The sequence below is a fragment of the Megasphaera sueciensis genome, assembly GCF_050219315.1.
Taxonomy (GTDB): Bacteria; Bacillota; Negativicutes; order Veillonellales; family Megasphaeraceae; genus Megasphaera_A; species Megasphaera_A sueciensis.
This window is the reverse complement of record NZ_CP116939.1, coordinates 1,127,887-1,140,419: the sequence shown is the minus strand read 5'-3', so window position 1 is coordinate 1,140,419 and position 12,533 is coordinate 1,127,887. Positions and strand designations below refer to the sequence as shown.

Here is a 12,533-nt window from a genome sequence, read left to right as displayed (position 1 = left end):
GATGGCTTTTACGGGGTTATTGTTTCCGTTATACGAGCCGCACCGAGTGACGGCTGATTTGCCGTTGTTCCATGATTTGCATTTATCTGTGATTATTGCAGAAGCCCTCCGTGGTAGAGAAGAATACAGATTGGAGGAATATTTTTACAGTCCTGTTCTGCATAAAGAAGAAGTGATATACCGGCAGGAAGTTATGCAGGATATTTCAAGACCCGATGTTTGTTCCTGTATAGAATCGTTTGCAAGTCACATGAAGGAATCGCGCCGATGGGAGCAGCAGGCAGCAGCTTGTTATGATATATATGAAAAGGCCAGCCTGCAATTACGTGCTATTTGTGCGTATGTAGAAGGTACGGATACATTGTATGCCGGTCTGCGTGCGGCAGGTGTCCTGTCAGAGGGAATGCAATCCTTTCTGGCATATATGGAGTCCTACTACACCTCCCCGGCATTTCAGCGGCTGTGGAATACTTCTGCCGAAACAGCGCTTTCCCTGGAAGGAGTCGTGTATGCGTTATATTTGCAGGATGCCGCGATTGAGGTCCGGCCGTATGAGGGAGAAGCGGATGTAAGTCACCGCATGCAAACGTTTTTTGCGCGATTTTTCACCGAGGAGACACCGCGTTTTTCCGGCGATACGATCCACAAGGACGGATTGAATCATATAGAAGCACGGATCGTACAGAAATTGGCAGCAATATATCCCCATGTATTCGAAGGATTGCTTTCCTTCTGCGGGCAGGCAAAACAGTTTCGGGAGGATACGCTGCTTCAATTTGAACGGGAGAGTCAATTTTTTTTAGCCTATCTGACCTGCATACGCAGCGGGAAGGAACGGGGACTGCTTTTTTGTTATCCCGAGGCAGCCAGTGAAAAAAGTGAAATATATTGTGAACAGGCCTATGATTTGGCATTAGCGATCCAGTCCGGTAAAGATACGCGGTTGGTGCCGAATTCCTTTTCGCTGCGGGGTACGGAACGCAACATGGTGGTGACAGGACCGAATCAAGGCGGTAAGACGACGTTCGCCCGCATGATCGGACAACTGGTATATCTGGCATCCCTGGGATTGCCGATTCCGGCGAAGACGGGCCGGATTTTTTTGCCGGATGCCATCTATACCCATTTTGAACGGCAGGAGCGAGAAGTTACTGCGAACGGGAAATTGCAGGATGATGTGGAACGTATCTATGATATATTGCAGCAGGCAACAACGAACAGCCTTATTATTATCAACGAAATGTTTGCGTCGGCGGTTTTGAAGGATTCCCTTTGTCTAGGACGAAAGGTTATGCATATTATTTCCCGGAAGGATCTATATTGCGTGTATGTAACGTTTTTAGAGGATTTAGCTTCCTTTGATGAAAAAACAGTGAGCATGGTGTGTACGATTGCACCTGATTTAAAAATGCGGACCTATCAAATCGTAAGACAGCCTGCCGATGGAAAAGCGTATGCTTATGCTCTTGCAGCACGATATAACCTGGGCCGGGAGGACATCATAAGGAGGGTTTTGCATGAAAGTATGTCTACTGGAGAAAACGGCTGATTTTAATTTTGATGCCGCCGTATCGAAACCGATGGAGGCTGTGTGGGAGGATTTGGAACTGGAAAAGGTGCTGCAGACGATGGCGGCTGACGATGCATTTCTGGCAGAATCGGGTAAAGCGGTGTTGTGCGGCGGCCGGAAAACAAAGGAAACAATCTGTTATCGGCAGGCGGTATTGCAGGATTGCATGAAATTTCCGGATGATTTTCGTGCGTTGTATCAGTTGGCTGTTGCGGGAATGGAATATCACGAAGGAAGTTATTTATCTATGTTTCAGCATTCGCCTTATCTGATGCTGGAGGGTTCGATCGCCGATTTGCACGGCTTTCTGCCGATCCTCGATGCAATGTGCCATATGGCGCAGCGCATGAAACCTCTGATGCAGTCCTCCGGCTGGCAGCGTTTTTTTGACATGCTGGAAGAGACTGTTCCGGCAGCCTATACGGCGGAAATGGAAGACCTATTACAATCCCTCCATTTTCCCCGGGGTATGTTGGTGAAAACACATTTGGATATTACCCTGAAAGGGGCTTCTTATATTCCCTGCGAACAACACAGCAAGCAGGAATCTGCGTTTCATGCTTGGGTGATGCATTTTTTCCGTAGGAAAAAAGAACATTGCATTTATATTGATCCTCGTGACGAAAGCGGGTCGCGCATTCTCGGCGAACTTCATGACCGGGGCCTGCGCAGCCTCGCCCATACGGTCATGGCGGTACGGGATGCAATCCGTTCGTTTTTCACGGTGCTCCGGAAAGAATTGGCGTTTTATATCGGCTGCCTGAATTTGGAAAATCGGCTGCAGGAATGGGGGATATCCTATTCCTTTCCTGTCCCGCGGGAGGAACCGGATATACTATCCGGCTGTGGATTGTGCAACATCAGTCTGGCACTGCGGACACAAGGCCGGGTGATTGCCAATACGATTACGGCGGAAAAAAAGCCGCTTATTTTGATTACGGGAGCCAATCAAGGCGGAAAAACCACGTTTTTGCGGGCAGTGGGACAGGCGCAGTTGATGATGAACAGCGGCATGTTTATTGCGGGAACGGAGTTTCAGAGTAGTGCAGGCGGTGTTTTTACCCATTTTAAGCGGGAGGAAGACCGGGCACTTCACAGCGGTAAATTTGATGAAGAACTTAAACGGATGAGTGATGTTGTAGCTTGCTTGCGTCCCGGTGATTTGCTGCTGATGAATGAATCCTTTGCTGCGACAAATGAACGGGAGGGAACGACGATAGCCATGGATTTCCTTGATGGATGTCTTGTCAGTACACTCCGGATTATTTTTGTTACACATTTTTATACCTTGGCAAACAGTTATTACGAAAGTGACGGTGCAGCACATGTATTGTTTTTGCGGGCTGAACGAGAGGCGGATGGCCGGAGACCGTATGTGATCGCGGTGGGAAGACCGCTGGAAACAAGTTATGGGGAGGATATTTATCAAAGAAAATTTGGGGTGATCTTATGAGTAATAAAACAAAGTCAGCCATGGCTTTTATTCTTTTTATGGGAATTGTCAGTCTTTTTGCCGACATGACGCATGAAGGCGCACGCAGTGTTTACGGAAATTATTTAAATTTATTGGGGGCCTCGGCTACGGTCATCGGTTTCGTTACCGGACTGGGGGAGTTGCTGGGCTACTCCTTGCGGTATGTTACCGGACGGATAGCCGATGAGACAAAAAATTACTGGACAATGACGATTTTGGGCTATACCGTAAATGTTATCGCTATCCCTTGCTTAGCCCTTATTCCCGATACCGGGTGGGTATGGGCATCGATCCTGATTGTTGCGGAACGCGTAGGCAAGGCGATCCGGCAGCCGGCTAAAAATACGTTGCTGTCGTTTGCTGCTTCGCAGAATGGCTTGGGGAAAGGGTTTGCCATTCAAGAATGTATGGATCAAATAGGTGCTTTTCTGGGACCTGTTTTGTTATACTATGTGGTTCTTATGAAAAGTGGCACCGGAGCGCTCCGGACCTATTCGTGGGGATTTGCCGCGTTAGGGATGCCGGCGGTTTGCTGTATCGCCTGCGTTCTTTTGGCTAAACGTTCGTTTCCTCATCCGGAAACCTTTGAACCGGTAAAACAAAAAAAAGAAACGATGCATTTGCAAAAATCGTTTATATGGTATATGGCGGCGATTTGCCTGACGGCGTTCGGCTTTATTGACTTTCCGCTTATTACCATGCATGTGGCGAATAACGGACTTCTTCGCACCGAAGAATTGCCGCTGTTGTATGCCGGGGCCATGCTGGTCGATGCGGTGGCAGCATTGACTTTTGGCTGGATGTTCGACATGATCGGTATGAAGGTGCTTATGATATCGACCTTGGTGGCGGCACCCTTTGCGTTTTATGTTTTTACGGCAACTTCACGCGAAGCGGTATACATGGGGGTCGTGTTATGGGGAATCGGGATGGGAGCCCAGGAATCAACGCTCAAATCCGCGGTTAGCATGATTATGCCGCGCGGGCTGCGTTCGACGGGGTTTGGTATTTTTGAAACGGGCTTCGGCATCGCCTGGTTTGCCGGAAGCTTTTTGCTGGGGGCGCTGTATGATTGGTCTTTGCCGCTGATGATCAGTATTTCCGTGCTGGTGCAACTGGCGGCGATACCGGTGTTCTGGTACACGAGCAGATGTATGAAACAAGCGGTATAAACGATACCTGCAAGGGAACGCAGGAAGGGTCAGGAGGAATGAGACATGGACAGAAAAACAGCATTTGTATTGTGGTTTGATGAATTGCGGCGTGCCGACGGGGTAATTGTAGGCGGTAAGTCATCTTCCTTAGGGGAAATGACCGGAAATATGAAACTCCCGGTTCCGTATGGATTTGCTACGACAGCCTATGCATACCGCTATTTTATGAGGCAGACGGGATTGGATATGCGGCTGAAAACAGTACTGGAAACGTTGACCGATGTCGAGGACTCCGCATGTCTTCGTAAGGTAACTGCGGCAATTAGAAAGGAAATCTGCATGGCAAAAATGCCGGCTGATTTGGCACAGGCCATACGTGATAGCTATGTGGAATTAGGTAGGCGACAGGTAGAGGAGGCCCCGTTTGTAGCCATTCGTTCCAGCGCTACGGCCGAAGATTTGCCGGATGCCAGCTTCGCCGGGCAGCAGGATACCTATTTAAATATTACAGGAGCAGACCGCGTTGTCGCCAAGGTTCAGGAATGCTATGCCTCCACGTTTACAGATCGGGCGACGTATTATCGGGTAAAAAAAGGGTTTGACCATTTGCAGGTGGCATTAAGTGCGGCGGTTCAGATGATGGTGTTTTCTAAGGCGGCCGGGGTTATGTTTACCGTGGATTTAGCGACAGGAGATGATTCCAGTATCACTATTGAAGGGGCTTGGGGACTGGGGGAATATGTAGTACAGGGAACGGTAGTCCCGGACAATTTCAAAGTACGGAAGTCGGATTTGGCAATCATGGGCAAGACGATAAATGCCAAGCAAGTTATGTTGGTGCGCAAAGAGAATGGTGATTGTGAAGAACAAAAGGTACCGGATGCGTTGATCGAGACACCGGTTCTTTCGGATGAACAGATACAAGAACTGGCGAGATATGCCAATCGTATTGAAGACCATTATGGCTGTTATATGGATATGGAATGGGCCGTAGATAGCCGAACGAATGCTTTGTGGATATTACAGGCCCGTCCGGAAACGGTTTGGTCCCAGCGCAATAAAAAAAAGAAGGTTGCCGTAGTTCGTTCATCTACAGCCATGACCAACGATCGTGTAGTAGTAGTCAAAGGACTGCCGGCCAGTCCGGGACGTATTGCCGGCAAAGCACACGTCATTCTGGATCCCGCTCAGATAGAAGAATTTAAAGATGGAGAAATTTTGGTGACGACGATGACGGCACCGGACTGGGTACCGGCTATGAAAAAAGCGAAAGCGATCGTAACCGATGCAGGAGGCATGACGTGCCATGCCTCGATTGTCAGCCGCGAATTGGGAATTCCCTGCATCGTAGGTACGAAGAGCCGCAGTCAGGAAGCGACAACGACGATTCAAAACGGTATGGATATTACGGTGGATGCGACAAACGGCATCGTATATGAAGGAATCGTAGCGGATATTGTAAAATCAGCAGAAGCGCCGCAGGCGGCAGGAAGTGCCGCGGTTACAGCAGAAAGCGCTCCGATAACGGGAACGAAAATTTACATGAATCTGGGAAATCCGGACCTGGCCGAAAAATACGGCGTGCTCCCCTGTGATGGGATCGGACTGATGCGGGAAGAGTTCATCTGGACGACGTTTATTCATGAACATCCGTTATATTTGATCGAAATAGGGCATCCCGAACGGGTAGTGGATCAATTAGCCGATGGCATACGGAAAGTATGCCAAGCGTTATCACCGCGTCCGGTCACGCTGCGGTTCAGTGATTTTAAATCGAGCGAATACCGCAATCTGAAAGGCGGCGATAAATATGAACCGGAAGAAAGCAGCGCCCTGTTGGGATGGCGGGGAGCATTGCGGTATTACGATCCTAACTACATAGAAGCTTTTAAATTGGAAATAAAAGCGGTACAGAAAGTGCGGGAAGAATATGGGTACAAGAATCTGCATGTTATGATTCCGTTTTGCCGAAGAGTAGATGAAATGTCACGGATCGTTGCTTTGATGGCGCAGGAAGGATTGCGGCGTGGGCCGGACTTTAAAGTATGGCTCATGGCAGAAATTCCATCCAATATCATTTTAGCCGATCAGTTTAACGAATTTGTCGATGGATATTCGATCGGATCGAATGATTTAACCATGCTGATCATGGGCTGCGACCGGGATAATGATACCGTGGCGCCGTTGTTCGACGAACGGAACCTGGCAGTCAAGAGAGCCATACGTCATCTTATTACCGTTGCGCATAAAGATGGCAAGACGGTATCCATTTGCGGACAGGCACCGAGCGTATATCCGGATTTCACCGAATTTTTGGTGAAGAGCGGAATCGATTCTATTTCGGTCAATCCGGATGCCGTGACAGCAACGAAAAAGTTAGTTGCCCATGTAGAACAACGTATTATGATGGATGCACTGACAGGCAAAGGACGTGCTGATACAGAAGATTATACTTGGTAAGATAAAAAACAGGAAATGTGATTATAAGGGGCTGTAACAGAATAAAGGTTTTTTTTATTTTGTTACAGCCTCATGATGTTTGTTTCTCATCGAGACTTCAGGAGGCTCAGCGGGATGGCACCGTGCTTTTTAAAGCTAGTGTACAAGGCAGGTTTATAAGGATTGTGCCGATGTATAGTTTTTGTATTTTTTTTTGTGCAAATGAACAATTGTCTATTATCGATAAGAATGTTACACTTAGTAAAATTGAATAACAAATTTTTACGACGACGGGGTCATGATACCATGATTTGCGTCGTTTTTTTATGGAAAAAATGAATGCCGAGGGGGAATCAGGATGGTTGAAATCAAGGCAATTATCAGGAGAGAGAAATTTGATTTAGTGAAACAGCAACTGGCGGAAAAAGGCTTTAACGGCTTGACTCACTGGCATGTGATGGGCCGCGGAAAGCAAAAGGGGGTTGTCATAGACGGAGTTTGTTATGATGAACTGCCGAAGGAAATGGTGTACCTCGTCGTGCAGGATGAGGATAAAACGGAGGTTGTTACGACGATTATTCATACAGCCAAAACCCTACCCAAAGGGAAGGCCGGAGACGGACGGATTTTTGTCCGCCGGATCGATGAAAGTTATACGATCAGTACACAGCTGATGTAAGCAGAAAAGCAGCGGCGTGTGGCAGCCGTCGGGGGCGGTTTGTGTGATTGTACAATCGTATTGGAAAAATGTAAAAAACAGAGTGTCCGGCCATATGGATTTCTCACATAGGAAAGAAGAAGGCAGCCTTTGCATGGAAGAAGCATACGGTATGGCGTATTGCATATACCGATAGAGATTGAGGGGATTCGGAGAGGGGCGATTATGTTGGGCGATACGTTGTTTTTGCAATTTATACAACAGCTTATCAACGGAATATCACTGGGGAGTATATATGCGTTGATTGCCTTGGGGTATACGATGGTATACGGGATTATGAAATTGATCAATTTTGCGCATGGCGATGTGTATATGGTGGGGGCCTATGTTGGATTTTTTGCTGCGACAGCTGTTAGGCTGCCGTTTTTTCCATCCATATTGCTGGCAATGGTGGTTACGGGTATTTTGGGGATGGCCGTAGAGCGATTGGCCTATAAGCCGCTGCGGCACAGTCCTAAAATAGCCATTTTGACGACGGCTATCGGGGTCAGTTTATTTTTGGAGTATACGACCATGCTGGTACTGACTCCGCAGCCGCGGACGTTTCCGCCGCTTTTGCCGGAGACGATTTATACGGTCGGCGGATTGATCGTATCCTTTCAGCAGCTGGTTATTTTAGTGGTATCCATTATCTTGATGATCTTATTAACGTATGTGGTGAACCGTACCAAAATGGGAAAAGCCATGAGAGCGGTCTCTTATGACCCCGATGCGGCACAGCTGATGGGTATCAATGTAGATAAGACGATTTCCTTTACGTTTTTTGTGGGTTCCAGTTTGGCCGGTGCCGCCGGTGTGCTGGTCGGTATTTATTATAACTCCATCGAACCGCTTATGGGCATCATGCCGGGGATGAAGGCCTTCATTGCGGCGGTGCTCGGCGGGATCGGCATTATTCCCGGGGCCATGGCCGGCGGTCTTATCCTGGGTATTGTCGAGGCGCTGATCAGCGGTTTTATTTCTTCTACCTTCCGCGATGCTGCGGCATTTGCTATTTTAATTATCATTTTACTTATTAAGCCGACAGGCCTCTTGGGCAAAAATGAACACGAGAAAGTGTAGGCGATGATAATGATAAAAAGACTACGTAAACAAGATGCGATATTTCTCCTTATTTCTTTTGTTGTTTTTGCGGCATTCCAATTCTTGATTTCTGAACGGATATTGAGTTCGTTTTGGCGGCTGAATATTGCCGTTATCTGCCTGAATATTATTCTGGCCTCCAGCCTCAATCTGATCAACGGCGTAACGGGCCAGTTTTCTCTGGGACATGCCGGCTTTATGGCGGTGGGTGCCTATGTGTCCGCTGTGTGCACGATGTTCTTTCATTTGCCCTTTATCTGCAGTATCCTTGCCGGGGCGGCAGCGGCCGGCGTGCTGGGATTTTGCATCGGCGTGCCGACACTTCATTTGCAGGGCGATTATCTGGCGATTGCCACCCTGGGGATGGGGGAAATCATCCGGATCACGATTCTCAACATCCCGCAGGTCGGCGGTGCGTCGGGGATGTCGGGGATCCCGACGGAAACGACCTTTACTTGGTTGTTTTTCTGCATGATCGTGACACTTTTCGTGCTGAAGAATATCATTAACTCCAATCAAGGGCGGGCCTGTTTATCGGTCCGGGAAAATGATATTGCCGCCTCGGCTATGGGAATCAATACGACGGAGTTCAAGGTATTTGCTTTTACGGTTGCCTCTATCTTTGCCGGTTTGGCAGGCGGTTTATTTTCTCATTATTTCGGCATCGCCCATCCGTCCAGTTTTACCTTTATGCGGTCCTTCGATATCATGACCATGGTCGTGCTGGGGGGCTTGGGGAGTTTGTCCGGTTCTATCATCGGGGCTGTTATTTTGACGTTTATTGCAGCGGCCATGCAGAGCTATCCGGAATATCGCATGATCGTCTACGCCCTGCTCCTGATCATACTCATGCTGTATCGCCCGAATGGCATATGCGGGGATAAAGAGTTGGTCAGCGTTATTCTAGGCAGGTTTAAAAAGGGAGGGAAGCATGATGGAACCGTTGCTGAAAACAAGTAATTTGTCGAAATCGTTCGGCGGTATTAAGGCTGTTCAGGATTTTAATATCTATTTACATTCGGGAGAGCTGGTCGGTTTGATCGGACCGAACGGAGCCGGAAAAACGACGGCTTTCAATCTGCTGACCGGCGTGTATACTCCGACGACGGGAACCATTACGTTTGACGGCAACAGTCTCGTCGGGTTGAAACCGTATAAAATTACCAAACTGGGAATCGCCCGGACATTCCAGAATATCCGGTTATTTGATAAGCTGACGGTACTCGACAATGTAAAAATTGCCTATCATTACCATATCAAGTACACGCTGCCCGAAGCGATTCTGCGTATCGGCCGATATGGGTCGGAAGAAGAATTAGTGGAAAAAAAAGCATTAGATTTGCTTTCTATTTTTAATTTGACCGATAAAAGGGATGAGCTGGCCTCCAACCTTCCGTATGGCCAGCAGCGGCGACTGGAAATCGCCCGGGCACTGGCGGTGCAGCCCAAATTACTGCTGCTCGATGAACCGGCGGCCGGGATGAATCCGCAGGAAACCAAGGAATTGATGGATATGATCCGCTGGATCCGAAAAACGTTTGCCTTGACGATCCTTTTGATCGAGCATGATATGTCTCTGGTCATGGGCATTTGTGAACGTATTTACGTGCTGGAATTCGGCAAAATGCTGGCCCATGGGACTCCGGATGAAATCAAGTCCAATACAGAGGTCATTAAAGCGTATTTGGGAGAGGAGGTGTAGTCGCATGCCGATGTTGCAGTTGGAGGATATTAATGTATACTATGGCGCTATTCATGCGCTTAAAGGAATTACGCTGTCTGTGGAAGAAGGACAAATCGTCAGCCTCATCGGGGCAAACGGTGCCGGCAAAACGACGACGCTGCGCACGATTTCCGGACTCCTTCGGTCTAAAACGGGAGGAATTACGTTTTTTGACAAACCGCTCCAAAAAAAAAGTGCAGAATATATTGTCTGCAGCGGGATTTCCCATTGTCCCGAAGGACGGCGGATCTTTGCGAATATGACAGTCAGCGAAAATTTGGAAATGGGAGCGTTTACCCGCAAGGATAAAAAAGAAGTGGCGGCAACGCTCCAAACGGTATATGAACATTTTCCCCGCTTGAAGGAACGCATGTTTCAAATGGCCGGGACGCTGTCAGGCGGGGAACAGCAGATGCTGGCCATGGGCCGGGCGCTCATGAGCAAACCTAAGCTTCTTCTGCTCGATGAACCCTCCATGGGGCTGGCACCTCTGCTGGTAAAGGAAATCTTTACGATTATCAAGGAGATTCACGAGATCGGTACTACGGTCCTGCTGGTGGAACAGAATGCCCGCATGGCATTGTCTATTTCCGACTATGCCTATGTGCTGGAAACCGGAACCATATCGCTGCAAGGGGATGCGCGGGCCTTATCGGAAAGCGAAGATGTAAAAAAAGCCTATCTAGGCGGATGATAGCAGCCTGTTCCTTGCGTTTTCCAAGGGATTGCGGGTGTGATTGGTGATTTTTATGTTTTTTCATGGCAAGGGTATTCATGTAATACTACATTATTATATTTTTTCTCTGGGATGAGCCTTCAAAGGCATATGCAGAGGACCTATACGGGGGAGGAACGAGCATGAAAAAATTTACATTGAGCAAGTGTGTATTGACCGCAATAACCATCTTATCTATGGCGGCCATACTGACCGGATGCGGCGGTTCAGAGGGGAACAAAGCAGATACGATCAAACTGGGAGCCAATCTTGAACTTACAGGCAACAGCGCATCGTACGGGGCATCCGCCAAAAACGGCATTGAAATGGCTGTTAAGGAAATCAATGACAACGGCGGTCTTTTGGGAAAAAAAGTAGAAGTCGATTTTGCGGATAACCGCAGTGAAGCAACGGAAGCAGCCAATGCCATGCAGAAATTACTGGATGACAAGGTCGATCTGATTGTCGGACCGGATACTTCCAGCGGTGTTCTGGCGTGTGTCAGTACGGCGGATAAGGAAAAAATACCGCTGTTGACGCCGTTTGGCACGAATCCCGATATCACGGTGGATCCGGCAACGAAACAGGTCCGTCCCTATGTCTTCCGCGCTGCCTTTATCGATACCTTCCAGGGGAAAGTCATGGCGACCTTTGTCACCAACCAGCTGCATGCTAAAACCGCCGCTGTATATGTAGACAATTCCAGCGATTATTCGAAGGGGCTGCAGAAGTTCTTCGTAGAAGAATTCCAGAAATCGGGCGGCAACGTGGTAGCGTCAGAAGCCTATTTGCAAAAGGATACGGATTTCAAAGCGGCTTTGACGAAAATCAAAGCGGCTAATCCGGATGTCATCTTCGTACCGGGCTATTACCAGGAAGTCGGGATGATCATCAAACAGGCCCGTGAAATGGGGATTACACAGCCGATCGTCGGCGGGGATGGTTGGGATAGTTCTAAATTAGCGGAAATAGCAGGTGCGGCTAATTTGGAAAACTGCTACTTTGCCAATCATTATTCAGCCGATGATACGTCGGAAAAGGTAAAAACTTTTGTTGCCAATTACCAAAAAGCATACAATCAAAAAGCCGATGCACCGGCAGCGCTAGCTTATGACAGCGTCATGATCGTTGCGAAAGCAATCAAAGATGCCAACAGCATTGATAAAGATAAAGTAAGAGAAGCCTTAGGCAAGATAAAAGATTTTGATGTAGTAAGCGGCAAAATCACCTTTAACGAATTCCATGATCCCGTTAAATCAGCGGTCATCCTGACCTTTAAAGGCGGACAGCAAGCATTTGTAACTAAAATTGCACCTTGAGTGAAGCAGTAGATAGTAAATAGGCTTAACACACCGAGGCACGGCGGCTTTCATCAGCTGCCGTGCTTCGGCGTGTTTTTGTTTCTCCATCATGGAGGGGACGTTGTTTTTTAGGAGACTTGCCGTACTTGTTTTTGTATTATAATTGAACTTAAGTTCAGTATTATACTCCTTTAGGGAAAGGAAACAGACAGATGGCGCAGGTGTTGAAGGAAGAAATCAAAAATAAAATATATCAGATGACAAAAGCTTCCTGGCAGAGAGGACATATTAGATGCAAAACGTTTGCATCTAGTTGACGATTTTTTGATTTCATGCTAAAATGACTCTTATATTGC

Annotated in this window: 10 protein-coding genes; all 10 read left to right on the top strand. The window is 47.8% G+C overall.

Features of this window, described 5'->3' with window-relative positions; genetic code table 11:
• The first annotated feature begins 1 nt into the window (after position 1).
• The 10 genes from NXG62_RS05420 (at position 2) to NXG62_RS05375 (ending at position 12,195) form a co-directional block, all read left to right on the top strand.
• Complete coding sequence (locus NXG62_RS05420) at positions 2 to 1,549, top strand: MutS-related protein (RefSeq protein ID WP_427113940.1); 1,548 nt, start codon at positions 2 to 4, stop codon at positions 1,547 to 1,549.
• The gene (locus NXG62_RS05415; protein ID WP_427113939.1) at positions 1,518 to 3,023 is read left to right on the top strand and encodes a MutS-related protein; all 1,506 of its coding nucleotides are present in this window, start codon (positions 1,518 to 1,520) and stop codon (positions 3,021 to 3,023) included. Before NXG62_RS05420 ends, NXG62_RS05415 begins: the two co-directional genes overlap by 32 nt.
• On the top strand, positions 3,020 to 4,216 hold the full coding sequence (locus NXG62_RS05410; protein WP_427113938.1) for an MFS transporter: 1,197 nt from the start codon (positions 3,020 to 3,022) through the stop codon (positions 4,214 to 4,216). Before NXG62_RS05415 ends, NXG62_RS05410 begins: the two co-directional genes overlap by 4 nt.
• Positions 4,217 to 4,261: 45 nt before the next feature.
• A complete protein-coding gene (gene ppsA / locus NXG62_RS05405; RefSeq protein WP_427113937.1) occupies positions 4,262 to 6,658 on the top strand; it encodes a phosphoenolpyruvate synthase in 2,397 nt (798 codons plus the stop codon).
• A gap of 337 nt (positions 6,659 to 6,995) precedes the next feature.
• Positions 6,996 to 7,316: a P-II family nitrogen regulator gene (locus NXG62_RS05400; protein WP_091648237.1), complete on the top strand. Its 321-nt coding sequence runs from the start codon at positions 6,996 to 6,998 to the stop codon at positions 7,314 to 7,316.
• A 129-nt stretch (positions 7,317 to 7,445) separates the two neighbouring features.
• Positions 7,446 to 8,417 carry a branched-chain amino acid ABC transporter permease gene (locus tag NXG62_RS05395; protein WP_427113936.1) on the top strand — a complete coding sequence of 324 codons (972 nt, stop codon included), beginning with the start codon at positions 7,446 to 7,448 and terminating at the stop codon, positions 8,415 to 8,417.
• Positions 8,418 to 8,420: 3 nt separating this feature from the next.
• The gene (locus NXG62_RS05390) at positions 8,421 to 9,398 is read left to right on the top strand and encodes a branched-chain amino acid ABC transporter permease (RefSeq protein ID WP_427113935.1); all 978 of its coding nucleotides are present in this window, start codon (positions 8,421 to 8,423) and stop codon (positions 9,396 to 9,398) included.
• Positions 9,370 to 10,140: an ABC transporter ATP-binding protein gene (locus NXG62_RS05385; protein ID WP_427113933.1), complete on the top strand. Its 771-nt coding sequence runs from the start codon at positions 9,370 to 9,372 to the stop codon at positions 10,138 to 10,140. The genes NXG62_RS05390 and NXG62_RS05385 overlap by 29 nt, the downstream gene beginning before the upstream one ends.
• 10 nt (positions 10,141 to 10,150) lie before the next feature.
• Positions 10,151 to 10,855 (top strand): ABC transporter ATP-binding protein, encoded by a 705-nt coding sequence (locus tag NXG62_RS05380; protein ID WP_427114244.1) that lies wholly within the window; start codon positions 10,151 to 10,153, stop codon positions 10,853 to 10,855.
• 164 nt (positions 10,856 to 11,019) lie between these two features.
• A complete protein-coding gene (locus NXG62_RS05375; RefSeq protein ID WP_427113932.1) occupies positions 11,020 to 12,195 on the top strand; it encodes an ABC transporter substrate-binding protein in 1,176 nt (391 codons plus the stop codon).
• The last annotated feature ends 338 nt before the right edge of the window (positions 12,196 to 12,533 follow it).

What these genes read in the sequence shown, in the direction of transcription:
- NXG62_RS05420 (WP_427113940.1), top strand. Translation starts at nt 2, where the DNA reads ATGGCTTTTACGGGGTTATTGTTTCCGTTATACGAGCCGCACCGAGTG.
- NXG62_RS05415 (WP_427113939.1), top strand. Translation starts at nt 1,518, where the DNA reads ATGAAAGTATGTCTACTGGAGAAAACGGCTGATTTTAATTTTGATGCC.
- NXG62_RS05410 (WP_427113938.1), top strand. Translation starts at nt 3,020, where the DNA reads ATGAGTAATAAAACAAAGTCAGCCATGGCTTTTATTCTTTTTATGGGA.
- ppsA (WP_427113937.1), top strand. Translation starts at nt 4,262, where the DNA reads ATGGACAGAAAAACAGCATTTGTATTGTGGTTTGATGAATTGCGGCGT.
- NXG62_RS05400 (WP_091648237.1), top strand. Translation starts at nt 6,996, where the DNA reads ATGGTTGAAATCAAGGCAATTATCAGGAGAGAGAAATTTGATTTAGTG.
- NXG62_RS05390 (WP_427113935.1), top strand. Translation starts at nt 8,421, where the DNA reads ATGATAATGATAAAAAGACTACGTAAACAAGATGCGATATTTCTCCTT.
- NXG62_RS05385 (WP_427113933.1), top strand. Translation starts at nt 9,370, where the DNA reads ATGATGGAACCGTTGCTGAAAACAAGTAATTTGTCGAAATCGTTCGGC.
- NXG62_RS05380 (WP_427114244.1), top strand. Translation starts at nt 10,151, where the DNA reads ATGTTGCAGTTGGAGGATATTAATGTATACTATGGCGCTATTCATGCG.
- NXG62_RS05375 (WP_427113932.1), top strand. Translation starts at nt 11,020, where the DNA reads ATGAAAAAATTTACATTGAGCAAGTGTGTATTGACCGCAATAACCATC.